The following is a 15061-nucleotide window of genomic DNA, read 5'->3' as shown; positions in this document are numbered from 1 at the left end:
AATCGATGCAAATATAATAGTATTACTATTAATTTTGCAAATTGTAATATTACATTTTTAAATTTTATTTTTGAATGCCCTTATCTTAGCAATTTAATTCTAAACCGCTTGAATAAATATCTTCTATTGGTGATCGTACTGTTAATGCTCCGAATTGAAGTCTCAGGGCAAAAAAATGACAGTTCAATTTACCGCTTTAACTATTGGGTCGATATACCGGTGACGGTAATTGGCTTTGGCTATAATTTTTACGGCCAGGAAAAACTGCGTCAAGCTCCACGTTTAAGTCCGGAACAATATTCAAATTTAAGCCCTCAAAATGTCAATGCATTTGACCGTTCCGCTGCTAAGCAGGACCCGTCCTTTGCCAATGAGGCCCATGGATTATCCGATATCGCTTTGAGAACTGTACCTGCCCTTCCCTTTTTTCTTGGATTTGACAAGGAAATCCGCAATGATGCGCTGAATCTCACTTTGATGTATCTTGAAACGCATGCTGTGAACACCCTGATTTATTTGGCTTCCGCTCAGAATATTAAAAGAAATCGTCCTTTTGTATATAATCCCGACGAAATAGAAGAAAGAAAATCAGGGCCCAAGAGCCGTGATTCATTTTACAGTGGCCATGTATCTGTAGTTACCAGTTCTTCATTTTTTATGTGCAAGGTATTTCTGGATTATCACCCCGAATTGAGAAATAAAAAATTTCTGTTGTATGGTTTGGCTTCTCTTCCTTCTTTTTATACAGCTTATTTTCGATATAAAGCCGGTAAACATTTTCCAAGCGACCTCATAGTAGGTTATTTGGTGGGTGCTTCCGTAGGTATTCTCATTCCGCAATTTCACAAATCTAAATTTTATCAAAAGACCAATATCAGTATGCTTCCTTTTCAAGGTGGCTTTCGCACCAGTTTAAGCTATCAGTTTTAGAAGATCTCAAACTTTATTTTTAATTATATTGTATAAAATACAAATTGATTATTCATGAATAGACGAGAATTCATCAAAGGATCTGCAATCTTAGGCTTTGGTCTTTCAGCACCTACATTATTATTTGGAAGATCGGGAATGTTTGAATCTTCAAATAGCAGGAAAATTAAAAGAGTAATCAATGCGAATAAAACGAATGTAGGGACACTGCCTATATTAAGGGCTTTTGCCGGAAATCATACCGATTATGTATCGCCTTTCGTTTTACTTGATGAATTTGGGCCTGTTACATTAAGTCCCCGGTCTCAACCCCTTCGTGTAAATGCTCATCCTCATGCCGGAGTAACACCAACTACCTATTTTTTATCAGGCAGCGGGCATCATAAGGATAGTTTAAATTATGATATACAAGTGGGCAAAGGTGAGTTTATGATTTTCAATTCCGGTAGAGGTGCAATTCATATGGAGGAAACCGGACAGCAATTATATGATGAAGGTGGAGATTATCACGGTTTTCAGATTTGGCTAAATATGCCAATGAAATACAAATGGTCAGATCCATCAACTGAAGTGTTTAAAAAAAATACGATCCCTCAATTTAAAGGAAAGGGGTATTCCGGAAAAGTTGTACTTGGAGAATTATTTGGATTGAAATCCAATGTGGAAACCTACAGTCCGGCCTTTTATTATCATATTGAACTCGATGCCAATGGCAGGTTAAATATTCCTGTCGAATCTAATTATAATGCATTTATTTATGTGTTAAATGGCCATATTGAATTGGAAGAAAGAAAAGAAATCAGAGCTAATCAACTCGTTCTATTCGAAAGAGGAGGTGATCATATTAAACTTTACAGTATAAATGGTTCAGAAATAATCCTACTTGGCGGCCAACCACTTAATGAACCCGTTTATTCCTATGGTCCATTTGTGATGAATTCCAGAGAAGAAATAAAGAAATGCATTATCAATTATAATTCAGGAGCGATGGGTGATCCATCAAAGGTTAATTAAATGCTTTTCTAATAAATGATTTAATTTGAGCTATGTACAGTTCAATTAAATGCATAGCAACATTAATCCTGATCTTATTGGGTCTTTCCTGTGGATTCTCACAAACCTATAACTACGCAAAAAGCTCAGTTACCTATAAATCCGGAATAGTAAAACAAGGATATATTCTGGACACAGATCTGGCTTTACTCTCTGCAGGAATTTACTTTAAAGAAAATTTGAATGAGGAATATATACTTATTCCATTAGACAGCATTGAAAAAATTCAACTTAATGGCAATACTTATTTTGAAAAATACATAGACAAAAAAAGTAATAAAGCTTTTCTACTCTTAAAAATGTTTGATGGTGAAGTTTCACTTTATAAATTCATAAATAATGGGAAAATTCGATTTCTATTAAAAAAAGACAATATTTATTATCCGATTTCAGATAAAGTTAGAAAAGCATATGATATCGGGACATATTACAGAGGAGTTCTAACAATTCTTTTAAGTGATTGGAAGGATTTGGAATTAAAATTATACTCGACCAGATACAATGAGAATCAACTAATACAGCTCCTAAATGCATACAATTTATCAAGAAACCTTCCAGGCAAATCCTTGAAAAGAAAAAAACAAAACAGTTTAGGCTTTCATACTGGTTTGCATCAAAACAGAATTTACTTTCTATTCAAATCCACAATTGATGGGAGAATTTCAGGATTAAGTACAAGTGGGTTTGCTGGCCTCTTTATAGAAAGAAAATTTGGACAAAACTTCGGAACTCAAATAGGAATAAACTACATCCAATTTAAAGGTGAACTCATAAACATTGGTGCGCAAGATGACTACTTAAAGAAAAATTACGATGCTAAATTTACATATATAGGTCTACCTCTTCAGTTAAATTATTATGTCTTAAATAAAGAAATGAAAATTTTAATTTCTGGCGTATTTGAATATAACAATTTAGTCAATCAATCATTTAAGGTCTTCATTCCCAAACTGAATATCGAAAATGACGTAGAATTTCCTGAGCCAGGCTATCATCTTAGGACAAATATGGGTATTGCTTTGGTTTACAAAGGTTTCATTTTTCAATCTTTATTTTGCTATGGAATTGGTTACAGCGGAATTCAACCCATGATCGCAACTTGGGGCAATCAAGTTTCATTAGGTTACAAATTGGATTTATAATTATTACAATCAAAAAAACCTTAAACTATTAAATCCTGAATTTTAGAAATATTTTCCAAAGTCAAATGCAGCGTGATCATATGAATCATTTGATCTATTCCAAGCAAAGGAAAAAATATTCTGGGCCTTTTTAAATATTTGACCATCACCTTGCTTGTGAAAAAATCGGTAATAAAATGTAATAGCATATTGACTAAACCAAAAATTAAGCCTTTCTCAATGTCTATTATAAGGATAGCAAATACAGTCATAATACTTCCATAGACCAATGCATGCAGGCTTAGCCATTTTAAGCTATGAGCCTTTGAAGTGGCCATTTTTGTGGTCTGAAATAAAAAGTCGCCCATCCAATGAGCTAAAAAAATTAAGCTTAAATTCACGTCTGGATTTGGTCAGATAATTTCTCAAATACTGAGCTAATTTAATCAAATTTGATCCTTCCAAAATTTAATTGCCAATTTTATACCTAAATATGTAGCAGCGGCCCATGTTCAGGACCTTTAGACAGAGATTACTTTTTTGGTTTATGGTATTTATCAGTTCCAACCTGATAATCATACTATTAGTTTTTGTTTACCTAGATAGAAGACAGGTGATAGAAGACACCTCCGAAATAATACAGCTCGCGCATATTCAATGGTTAAAATACACAAAATCTCAAGAGGACTTTCTAACTTTTGATACCAAGCAAGAGGAGTTCTTTCAATCCAATCTGAGTTTCAATCTTCAGAAATGCGAGATATTTCTAGACAGCACAAATATTTTCATCGACTCAGCCTTGACGCGCAGTGAAGGGCAATTTGAGTTCACCGAAGAATTAAAAGAATTTAAAAAAGAAACACGATTTGTGGATTCCTTATTCAACCATTTGGTTGGACTGATTTATATAAGAGGTTATAAGGATTTCAATGTAATTGGTGAAATACGTGAGGATGCTCATTGGTTGGAAAACAGTCAGGAATTAAGCGATGCCACAGTTTTATTATTTAGAAAACACGAAAAGGACTATATAATCCGAAATGAAAATATTTATGTTCAAAGATTTAATTATCTCATTGATGAATTGATATTAGATATTAATAATCGAAATATTCCAGATATAAGAAAAGATTCACTCTTAATTAAAATCAAAAGTTATGAGCGACATTTTAATGAACTGGTTGACCTTGACAACACTATAGGAATAAATACTAACAGTGGAATCAAATACAGTCTTGATACTCAAATTGATGATATGGAGAATCATATAAACCAGATTGTCCGCGAAACAGAAAATAGAAAAAAAGCTCTTTTTTATGAATTAAATTTATATTTCGGAGTCATTGTAACGGCACTTATAATAATCAGTCTGCTTACGAGCTATTTTATTTCCCAGCAAATAACGAATCCACTTAAAAAATTGACCCTTTATATAGGCAAATTTGTGGAAAGCGATTTTACCCTTGAAGAGGAATATCCACTGACTAAAACTCACGATGAGGTCGGTATCTTGAGTAAAAACTTTAAAGTTCTAAAAGATGAAGTGATCTCCAGTATAAAATTCTTTAAAGAGAAAGTTGCTGAGCGCACATTGGAATTGGCAAATGCAAATGAAAAACTTCGAGCTGTCAATCAATCCAATAAGCGCTTTGTTCCCGACAATTTTTTGAAACTACTGGGTAAAGAGAGTATAGAGCAAATCGGTCTTGGGGACCAGACTGAAAGTGATATGACGGTAATGTTTACAGATATCCGTTCATTTACTAAAATATCGGAAAATTTAAGCCCGCAGGAAAACCTGGATTTCATTAATGCTTATCTTAAAGAAATTGTACCAGTTATTCAAAGCCATGGCGGATTTATCGATAAATATATTGGTGACTCAATCATGGCGCTCTTCCCGGAAAACCCCGAATCCGCCATTGAAAGTGCGCTGGAATTTAAAGAAGCAATAATCCACTTCAATCAGACGCTTAATGCAAAAGGAATGGACGGCATTAGAATTGGAACGGGAATTCATACCGGACATTTAATTCTTGGGACCGTGGGTACGGAAAAAAGGCTGGACACCACAGTTATTTCAGATGCCGTTAATCTCTCATCAAGGATAGAAGGCTTGACCAAAGTTTATGGAGTTGAATGCATCATAACCGATGAAAGCATAATGTATATTAAGGACAAAAAACAGTTTCATTTTCGTTTTTTGGATTATGTCAAAGTGAAAGGTCGTTCAAATCCGATTTCCGTTTACGAAATTTTACAAAAAGATGATCTGAATAAAATTCAGAGTAAAGACTTTTATGAAGAAGGGGTTAATTGTTATTTCAATCGGGATTTTAAAGCTGCCTCAAAGATTTTTGAAAAGATAATAGAGAAGTATCCAAATGATGTTCCTTCGAGGGTATATTACGACAGATGCACGCAATTAATAGAAAGAGGCACAACAGAAGGTTGGGATTTTATACAAAACATTACAGAAAAATAAAATATGAGTTTTCCCGAAAAAGAGATGGCCATCACTACAATATTGGTGGTTGCGGATATAGAAAAATCAAAAAATTGGTACACCAAGGTACTTGGAGCCTCTCTGTATAGAGAATATGGAGGGAGCTCTGTAGTATTGCAATTTTTGGAACATTGGTTATTAATAGTTAGTGAGGGTGAGCCAACTGCAGATAAGCCCGATGTTTATTTTTCAAGACCGGACAATCCAAATCGGGTGAGTCATGCCTTTACCATACGCGTGAAAGACTGTCAGAAATCATACGAAGAACTAAAAGACAGGGGTGCAGAATTTATTAGCCCACCCTACGATCACGGTTATGAAATACGCTGTTTTTTCAGGGATCCCGATGGCCATTTGTTCGAAATAAGCCAGGCCTGATATTATTCATCCTTAAGGGTATCTACCGGGTTTACATTGGCTGCATTCCAGGCTTGTGAACTTACCGTTATCAAAGCTACCAATAAAGCCAATATCCCTGCAAGCAAAAAGAAAACCCAGCTTAATTCAATATGATATGCGAACTCTTCCAACCAGTTTTTGCTCACCCACCAGGCAACCGGAATTGAAATAAATATTGCGATCAATACCAAACGGGTAAATTCATTAGTGAGCAGGATAACAAGACTCCTTACACTTGCCCCAAGAACTTTTCGGATGCCAATTTCTTTAATACGACGCTCAGCAGTAAAAGAAGCCAAACCGAATAAACCCAAACAGGATATTAAAATCGCAAAACCGGCAAAATACTGTGAAATGGAAGCAACGCGTCTTTCTGAAGTATATAGTTCATCGTAATTCTCATCCTGAAAACTATATTCAAAACTAAATCCCGGATTAAATTCTTCATGTAGCTTTTTAATTTCATCTATTGTCTCCGCAATCATATCACCTTTTATTCTCGCCTGACCAAACCAAACGTTATCATCCAGGATAAAAAACCCAGGTGATACTTCCGAACGGAATGATTGAAAATGGAAGTCCCTGGTTACGCCTATAATTCTTCTTTCCTTTCCCCAAAGATTAACTTTGGTTCCAATAGGATTTTCAAGTCGCATTAAGCGAATCGCGGTTTCATTAAAGATAATTGCAGAGCTATCAGTACTAAAATCTTTGGAAAAGCTTCTACCTTCCTTAACTTCTATGCCCATGGTTTCAATTAGCGAATGATTTCCTCTAAAGTTTTCAAATAATACCACCTCATCCTTTAATTTTCCCGGCCAACTTAAACCTCCTGTATTATTATTTCGTCCTATAAAGTCATGACCAGAAACACTTGCATTGATCACACCCGGTAAAGCTTTCAACTCATTGGTAAAGGATTCATTTTGACCTCCGGATAATTTCCCCTCAAGCAAATACATGATGAGGTTTTCTTTTTTATAACCAAGGTTTTTGTCTTGTACGAATTGAATTTGTGAATAAACTACAGTGACGGCAATAATTAAAAATATCGAAAGTCCAAATTGAAATACAACCAGACCTCTTCTCGCCCAAAGCTCTCCCCAGGAACTTTTAATTTCATTTTTAAGCACTTTCACAGGTTGAAACGCCGACAAATAAAGTGCGGGATAGCTCCCTGCAAATAAACCGGTAACAACTAAAATTAAAAGAAGTCCAAAAACAAGATTGGTATTAAATACAAGACTCAATTCCTTACCTGTAATTTCATTAAAATAGGGAATAATCAATGGGATGATTGCAACGGCAACAAAAATTGAAGCGGCGGTTAAAAAAAAGCTTTCAAAAAGGTATTGCTGAATTAAGGATTTGCGATGTGCTCCCAATGCTTTTCTAATTCCTACTTCCTTGGCTTTTCGACTCGCTTTTGCCGTAGACAAATTCATAAAATTGATACACGCAATGAGAAGTACAAAAAGTGCAATTATTGAAAAGAGTTGTACATATTCGATCCTCCCACCGCTTTGCACTGCATTTTCAAATCTGCCGTATAAATAGGCATCGGCGTATGGATAGAGGAATAATTCTACTACAGATCCTTCATTTCGCTGTTTTATAAAATCAGATATTTTTTCATTCACAAAATGATAATCCGTATTCTCCTTGAGCTTTACATAAGTTCTGGGGCCATTGCTATCCCATTGTCTCAACCATTCGTTGTCTTTCCTCCATTTCTCTGCGCTTAAAACATAATCAAATTTCATACTTGAACTGGCAGGAACATCGTAAAATACACCGGTCACCTTGTATGTATTATCCTTATCCAATTGTATTGTCTTGCCAAGCGCCTTTTCCTGCCCAAAAACCATTTCAGCAAAATGCTCACTGACTACTATTGAATTTAAGTCATTAAGCAAAATATCCTTATTACCCTCTTTTATTGGAAAAGTGAAAATTTCAAAAAAGTCCTGATCGGCATAAAGTCCATTTAACCGAAGAGATTTTTCATTGAATGTAATTAAATGCTGAAATGACCAGGAACCCGTGCTGGCATATTCAATCTCAGGAATTTCTTTTTTCAACTCTGCCGCCAAGACTCCCGGCGTAGACCATGTTGTCATGATATCGCCATTGGCGTAGCGCTGGTGTTCCATTGCCCTGAAAACCCGCTTTTCGTCTTTGTGAAACCTATCAATGCTCAGTTCATTTTGAACCCATAAAAAAATCAGCAGGGTACAAAGCAAGCCGGCACTTAGCCCGAGGATATTAATAATAAATGAGGATTTGCTCTTTTGGAAAGAGCGCAGCGTAATTTTCAAATTGTGGATTAGCATATGCAAAACTTATGTTTCCATATGACCAAGATTTATACCACTAATTAAAATACTGAATTTCAGATATTTATATATGATTTATCTGTACATAATTGAACGATATGTTCAATTATAATACATAGCGTGTCCCAATACCGATACCATAAACCGGATACATAAATGAAGGGCCGTCAAAGACCAGCAGATGTTTTATTCCCGTTCTTAATTCTAACTGAATAAATAGATTTTCTACAACTTTTACATTGACATCAATAGGAAGGAAAAACAAATTGGACATGGCATTCTTTGATTCAATGGTGGTGAAAGAAGAATTGAAATCATTAAAATTAAATCCATTGGCAGACGAGCTGCTTTCATAAATTTCCAGTCCGGAATCATAGGCAATACCAAATTGACCTCCTAATCCAAAAGCCACGAAAGCTTTTTTAGTATCGTCGGTTCTCCATAACCTCATAACTTCTATTCTGGCCATGTTATTGACGTAATCCATGTATAGTGAATTCTCTCTAATTTCAGTTCCATCATTTTTGGTTTGTGAAAAAGAATTACTACTCAATCGCTCCCTTACAAACATCAGAGATAATTGCCAATGAGCAAATAGCTTTGGAGTGGCTTCAAATGTCTTATTTGGGAATATTGAAATATTCAATGCTATGCTCGCATTGGCATCGCTGTAGTTATAGTAAAAATTATTCCTGTCCACACTATTTTTATCGAAGTATTGAAATTCAAAATTGTTGTCTTTTGGTAAACGCAACCACTCATCCATAGAAATACTACTTACATTTTCTATTTGGAAATACCCTTTTGCATTGACATCTCTAATTGAAAATTTGTTTTGTGCATTTAAGGTAAAAGAGAAAATGAAAGGTAGAATGATTATAAATCGTGACATAAGACCCATTTAAGTTTCAATTACAAATATTCAGTTCCACAAAAATCTTACCGTAAATAATCATTCTAACAATTGATTTATGATAATCTTGTGCTTAAAATCAAATACTTTTACTTTCATGAAACAATGAATATTATTTTAATACAATAACACATGGATTTTAAAGGATTAAAAGCCTGCTATATAAACTGCACTTTAAAAAAGACCCCCGATATGAGCCATACTGAAGGACTGATGAAAAAATCAATGGCCATAATGAAAAAGGAAGGAGTTGATGTAGATTATTTGAGGTTTGTGGATCACCATATTGCCTACGGAGTTTATCCGGATATGAAAGTACACGGCTGGGAAAAAGATGAATGGCCGGAATTGTTCGATCGTATGTTCAAAGCTGACATTCTAATTATTGGAAGTCCGATATGGTTGGGAGAAAAATCTTCTATTGCAACCAAATTAGTCGAGCGACTCTATTCTATGAGTGGAATGCAAAATGAAAAAGGCCAATACAAATTTTATGGAAAAGTAGGAGGCTGTGTAATTACGGGCAATGAAGACGGAATCAAACACTGTGCTATGAGTCTGCTTTATGCCATGCAACATGTTGGCTATAGCATTCCACCTCAAGCAGATTGTGGATGGATAGGGGAAGCCGGACCGGGCCCTAGTTATATGGATGAAGAATCAAATGCTCAAAACAATGATTTTACCAATCGAAATATGACCTTTATGACCTATAATCTTATGCATTTAGCTAAAATTTTAAATTCAACCGGAGGTTATCCTCCCATCGGAAATAGCAGAAAAGATTGGGATAAAGGCAAGCGATGGGCCTTTGAAAATCCCGAATATCGTTAAATTTACAATATGAAGTACGCTGCTTTTTTATTGACCTCAATTCTTTTTTGTTCTTGCAATTCCGATGAAAGTGCAAAAATCGATGCTTTTCAATCTGGTATACAAGGTGGTGATAATCTTTTAGTCGGCCAATGGAAACTAATCGAAATGCTTTCAGACCCCGGTGATGGAAGTGGCACCTTTAGCCCGGTGCAAAGCGATAAGATGATTAATTTTTACGCTGATTTAACTTTTGAATCGACTGAAAAATTATGCTACATGGTCACTTCTTCTCATGATATGGGAAAGGGTACTTATTCCATTGAAAATAAATTTTTATATCCTGATTCCTGCACTTATCCAACTGAACTCTCATTTCAGCTAAATATAGACACCCTTATTGTCACTTATCTCTGTATTGAGCCCTGTGCAGAAAAATATTTGAAAGTTGGTCAAAATAATTAACAAAACTTTACAGGACCACTCTAATCAACAATCCCAATATCCTTTCAAATAATAGCTAAAATGAATCTTGGCTTAATGGATTTTTCATAACCATTTCAATTATCAAAAAAATAATATAAATTATTAATATTAAATTATTGATAATCAAGTATTTATAAATATAAATCAATACATATATAATATTTTTTGCTTTTTTTTTTAAACCGGATCAAACAAGTAAAAAAAAGTGGTGTTTAATGTTTGTTATAAAAAATTAAACAAACTACTATGGAACATTTATTCTTGGCAGAAATCGTTTCGATACCAAAGGACGATCCTGTAGCATTTACATTTTTCACAGGTTACATGGCGATGTTCGCCGCATCTGTGTTTTTCTTTTTTGAAAGAGGAAGAGTTGACGGAAAGTGGAAAACATCACTTTTGGTATCCGGTTTAATTACCGGAATCGCAGCCGTACACTATTATTACATGAGAGATGTGTACGCAATGACAGGAGAAAACCCAACGGCACTTAGATATATAGACTGGACATTGACTGTGCCCTTAATGTGCGTGGAATTCTACCTACTAACTAAACCTGCAGGAGCGAAAATTAGTCTTTTGTGGAAATTAATCGTGGCTTCAGCATGGATGTTGGTAACAGGATATATCGGCGAAGCATTTACCGACGGATCTACATCCCACTCTGTTACATGGGGTGTGTTATCAACAATAGGTTATGTATACATTCTATACACCGCCTGGGCAGGTGAAGTTAAAAAACTAGCTGATCAATCTGGAAATCCTACGGTTGTTAAGGGAATTAGAACTTTGGCCTGGTTTGTTCTTGTAGGATGGGCGATCTACCCTATCGGTTACATGTGTATGCCAGGTGGATGGTTAAATGTTGGATTAGGTTGGGAATCTACCAATGTTGATTTATTCTATAATATTGCAGATGCCATTAATAAAATAGGATTTGGTCTTGTTGTATATAGCATAGCAATTAGCGACAGCAAACCAAGTACGTCAACTGCCTGATTATTTTAAGACTTTTTCTGTCATCGATAGCATCAAGACAGTAAAATTCAAAGCCCCGGATAAAGATAGCATCACATTCGGGGCTTTTTCTATTTGAAATTTTGAATGAAAGTGGTATTTATCGCCATGCTTTCTAAATTTGTCAGATGAAAATATTATTTTTTCTTTCCGCCATATTGATAATGGCAAATGCTATTGCCCAACCGATTTATCTCGATAAAAAAAATAATCGCGAATACTATATTTATCGCGATTCAGATCCTGAGTTAATTGAGGATTTCCTTAAGTCTGTAAAAGCCGAAGCCATAGAATTTAGCCCTTTTGATGAAACCTATATTTTAAAAGACAAAGAAGACAAATGGCATTTGTATTCGGATCTGCAGGAAAAAATGACTCAAAGAGGTTATGATTCCCTCGGATTTGTAACTCCTGATGTACCCTATACTGTTGTAAAAAATCTCAATAAATATGGAATATTAAAATCACCTTTCAAATATGAAAACACTGAATCTGAGGTGCGTTTTATATTTAACGATATTAAATCGGTAGAGAAAGACGGTAAAAAATATCTTATTGGAAAAAGAGGTAGAAAATGGGCCCAAATTGACTGGTATACAGGTGTTAATTATACACCATACATCCATCTTGATTATCGCAAAATGGATTACAAAGAGTTAAGTCGTGAAGAACTTGAATTTATAAAAGCAGTCAGGCGTAAAAAAGGCTTTGATTTTGTTGAATTTGACCGAGTAAATGGCAATGATATTTTCATTGCGAGACAGGGTCGATTGAGAAAATGGGGAATGTATAAAGGGAAAGATGTAAATAATCTAACACAGCTTATTCCCAACGAATTTGATAGTCTTGAATATTTCCCCTCAAACAATACATTTACGCCGGTTTATCTCGGTGGCAAAGTGGGTTTTTATACCATGGTCGATAATGAAGTAAAAAAATTAACTGCAACTGAATACGAAGCTTTTAAAAGGGTTGAGATAAATGACTTTGAATATCTCGCTGTACAGAAACAAGGAAGATGGGGTTGGATGGATTGGTTTACAGGTGAAATAAAGGTGAATTCAATTTCTCCTGAATTTGATAAATTACCTACACCAGACTGGAAATCAAAGTATTATTCCAGGTAGCTAGGGTCCCGGAATACAATAAGTCAACAATTCAGGGTATTACATAATATCTAAAAGAGTCTCCACGGCACCTGATTCATATTGAATCTGCTCCCGGGTTTAATTAAGCATGTGTATCTACTAATCAAACAGCCATTGGATTTTGGTTCAGAATAAATCTTATAAATTCATTAATTTGGAATTAAAATCTGAATCATGTTAAAAAAGTATGCCATAGAGTTAAAATGGGGAATTATCTTTTTCGCTGTCACAATACTTTGGATGGTGCTGGAAAAAGTTTCCGGATTGCACGGCGATCTAATTTCCGAACATCCTATTTATACCAATTTATTTGCAATACCTGCGATCATCATTTATGTACTCGCATTAAAAGAAAAAAGAGATCGATCACTTAATGGAAAAATGACCTGGGTGGAAGGTTTGATTACCGGTACTATTATTTCAGGAATCGTAGCGGCACTATCACCACTTGCCCAACTAATAATACATTTGTACTTGTCGCCGGAATATTTTGAGAATGCCATTAACTATGCAATTGAAAATGGGAAAATGAGTGAGGAAGATGCAGAAGGCTATTTTAATCTACGAAGTTACATTTGGCAAAGCGTTGGTGGTGCAATGGTAATGGGAGTGATAACATCAGCAATTGTCGCGGCATTTTTAAAAAAGAAGTCTGATTAATATCATTGATTCAGGTGGTCTAAACCCTTAGATTCGGTTATAAAATAAACCGAAATGAAAAAGGTCGATAACATGCATCCCGAGAGTCTGATGATGAGTTTTGGTTATGATCCAAAACTCTCCGAAGGCGCAGTCAAATGTCCTATTTTTCTAACTTCCACTTTTGCATTTAATTCAGCCGAGGAGGGTAAAGCCTTTTTTGAAATCTCCTATGGATTAAGAGAACAAATGCCCAATGAGAAATTAGGATTAATATATAGCAGGTTGAACAATCCCGACCTGGAGATTCTTGAAAACAGGTTATGTTTATGGGATAAAGCAGAATCCTGTGCTGTATTTGAAAGTGGTATGTCCGCCATTACAACGGTTATGCTTGAATTTCTAAAACCCGGTGATCTGCTCTTGCATAGCAATCCCGTTTATGGAGGAACAGATCATTTTATCAATCATTTTCTTCCGGAGTACAAAATCAATGTTATGGGATTTCGTCATGGTGATGAAAGAAGCAATTTGGAAGACATGCTGAATAAATCAGGCAATTCAGGAAACCTGGCAATGGTATATATTGAAACACCGGCCAATCCAACCAATGAAATAATTGATATTCAGGCTTGTGTGGAATTGGCTCAAAAATATAGCACTGAGGATAAAAAAGTGCTTGTGGTCGTAGACAATACCTATATGGGCCCTATTTGGCAACATCCCTTGGATTTGGGTGCCGATGCTATTGTATATTCAGCCACTAAGTATATTGGAGGACATAGTGATTTAATAGCAGGTGCAGTACTTGGCAATGCAGATATTATTAGCAGAGTAAAAACCTTGAGAACATTCCTCGGTAATATGGCCGGGCCGTATACAGGCTGGCTCCTACTCAGAAGTTTGGAAACTCTAAAAATACGGATGGACAAACAATGCGAAAATGCCCAAAAAGTTGCTCATTTTTTAAAGGAACACAAAAAAGTAAATGCGGTCCATTATCTTGGCTTAATCGATAAAAATCACCGCGATTATGAGCTATCGAGAAAACAATGCAGCGCACCCGGCGCCATGATATCATTTGAAGTATATGGAGGCGAAAAAGAGGCCTTTCAATTACTCAATAAATTAAAGATGATAAAATTAGCGGTAAGTTTAGGAGGTACAGAAAGCCTGGCCGAGCACCCGGCAACCATGACTCATGCGGGAATTGAGAAAGAACATCAATTGGAAATTGGAATTAAACCAAATCTTATAAGAATATCAATTGGCATTGAACATCATGAGGATATTATAAACGATCTTGCACAGGCACTGGAAATTTAACATTTAATTGCTATTTTAATTTAATAATTTAAATAATGCCTTTCGACGAATACTTGTCAGAAAGAATCCAAAGAGTTTTGGATTCCAAAAATCAAAAATACGAAACAAAAAAGATGTTTGGTGGAATTTGCTTTATGGTCAATGATAAAATGTGCATTGGTGTTATTAAAAATGATCTGATGGCAAGAGTTGATCCTGAAGAAAATGATAAACTGGTTAAAAAAAATGGGGCAAGACCAATGGACTTCACCAAAAGGCCAATGAAAGGCTATATTTATGTAGAGCCAAAAGGTATTGACAATGACCAGGATTTGGAATATTGGATAAATCAATGTCTTATTTATAATCCTAAAGCCAAATCATCAAAAAAATAA

Annotated in this window: 15 protein-coding genes; 12 read left to right on the top strand and 3 right to left on the bottom strand. The window is 35.2% G+C overall.

Annotated features, from left to right (window positions below):
• The first annotated feature begins 108 nt into the window (after window positions 1–108).
• From HZR84_13370 to HZR84_13360, 3 genes are read left to right on the top strand one after another with little or no spacing between them, the layout of a single operon-like run.
• Entirely contained in the window at window positions 109–930 is an 822-nt protein-coding gene (locus tag HZR84_13370) for a phosphatase PAP2 family protein (protein ID QNL22887.1), read from the top strand.
• 54 nt (window positions 931–984) lie between these two features.
• Window positions 985–1944, top strand: coding sequence for a pirin family protein (locus HZR84_13365; GenBank protein ID QNL22886.1), 960 nt, complete (start codon window positions 985–987; stop codon window positions 1942–1944).
• A 32-nt stretch (window positions 1945–1976) separates the two neighbouring features.
• Window positions 1977–3125, top strand: coding sequence for an outer membrane beta-barrel protein (locus tag HZR84_13360; GenBank protein ID QNL22885.1), 1149 nt, complete (start codon window positions 1977–1979; stop codon window positions 3123–3125).
• A 20-nt stretch (window positions 3126–3145) separates the two neighbouring features.
• Here HZR84_13360 and HZR84_13355 read toward each other — a convergent pair whose 3' ends face one another.
• A complete protein-coding gene (locus tag HZR84_13355) occupies window positions 3146–3472 on the bottom strand; it encodes a DUF3307 domain-containing protein (protein ID QNL22884.1) in 327 nt (108 codons plus the stop codon).
• Window positions 3473–3612: 140 nt separating this feature from the next.
• Between HZR84_13355 and HZR84_13350 the strand changes: the two genes are divergently transcribed.
• On the top strand, window positions 3613–5589 hold the full coding sequence (locus HZR84_13350) for a hypothetical protein (GenBank protein QNL22883.1): 1977 nt from the start codon (window positions 3613–3615) through the stop codon (window positions 5587–5589).
• A 3-nt stretch (window positions 5590–5592) separates the two neighbouring features.
• Window positions 5593–5988: a VOC family protein gene (locus HZR84_13345; GenBank protein ID QNL22882.1), complete on the top strand. Its 396-nt coding sequence runs from the start codon at window positions 5593–5595 to the stop codon at window positions 5986–5988.
• A 2-nt stretch (window positions 5989–5990) separates the two neighbouring features.
• Here HZR84_13345 and HZR84_13340 read toward each other — a convergent pair whose 3' ends face one another.
• Both HZR84_13340 and HZR84_13335 read right to left on the bottom strand, forming a co-directional pair.
• Window positions 5991–8342 carry an ABC transporter permease gene (locus HZR84_13340; GenBank protein QNL22881.1) on the bottom strand — a complete coding sequence of 784 codons (2352 nt, stop codon included), beginning with the start codon at window positions 8340–8342 and terminating at the stop codon, window positions 5991–5993.
• A 109-nt stretch (window positions 8343–8451) separates the two neighbouring features.
• Complete coding sequence (locus HZR84_13335) at window positions 8452–9237, bottom strand: hypothetical protein (GenBank protein QNL22880.1); 786 nt, start codon at window positions 9235–9237, stop codon at window positions 8452–8454.
• 153 nt (window positions 9238–9390) lie between these two features.
• Here HZR84_13335 and HZR84_13330 point away from each other — a divergent pair, with 153 nt between their 5' ends.
• The 7 genes from HZR84_13330 (at window position 9391) to HZR84_13300 (ending at window position 15061) form a co-directional block, all read left to right on the top strand.
• Window positions 9391–10092 carry a flavodoxin family protein gene (locus tag HZR84_13330; protein ID QNL22879.1) on the top strand — a complete coding sequence of 234 codons (702 nt, stop codon included), beginning with the start codon at window positions 9391–9393 and terminating at the stop codon, window positions 10090–10092.
• A gap of 9 nt (window positions 10093–10101) precedes the next feature.
• Window positions 10102–10536, top strand: coding sequence for a hypothetical protein (locus HZR84_13325; protein ID QNL22878.1), 435 nt, complete (start codon window positions 10102–10104; stop codon window positions 10534–10536).
• Between the two features lie 267 nt (window positions 10537–10803).
• A complete protein-coding gene (locus tag HZR84_13320) occupies window positions 10804–11556 on the top strand; it encodes a bacteriorhodopsin (GenBank protein QNL22877.1) in 753 nt (250 codons plus the stop codon).
• A 146-nt stretch (window positions 11557–11702) separates the two neighbouring features.
• Window positions 11703–12701, top strand: coding sequence for a hypothetical protein (locus HZR84_13315; protein ID QNL22876.1), 999 nt, complete (start codon window positions 11703–11705; stop codon window positions 12699–12701).
• Between the two features lie 195 nt (window positions 12702–12896).
• Complete coding sequence (locus HZR84_13310; protein QNL22875.1) at window positions 12897–13382, top strand: DUF4199 domain-containing protein; 486 nt, start codon at window positions 12897–12899, stop codon at window positions 13380–13382.
• 54 nt (window positions 13383–13436) lie between these two features.
• Window positions 13437–14687, top strand: a complete 1251-nt coding sequence (locus HZR84_13305; GenBank protein ID QNL22874.1) for a cystathionine gamma-synthase family protein — start codon at window positions 13437–13439, stop codon at window positions 14685–14687.
• A gap of 35 nt (window positions 14688–14722) precedes the next feature.
• Complete coding sequence (locus HZR84_13300; GenBank protein ID QNL22873.1) at window positions 14723–15061, top strand: TfoX/Sxy family protein; 339 nt, start codon at window positions 14723–14725, stop codon at window positions 15059–15061.

The organism is Hyphobacterium sp. CCMP332 (assembly GCA_014323545.1).
Lineage (GTDB): Bacteria > Bacteroidota > Bacteroidia > Cytophagales > CCMP332 > CCMP332.
This window is presented reverse-complemented; position numbering and strand designations above follow the sequence as displayed.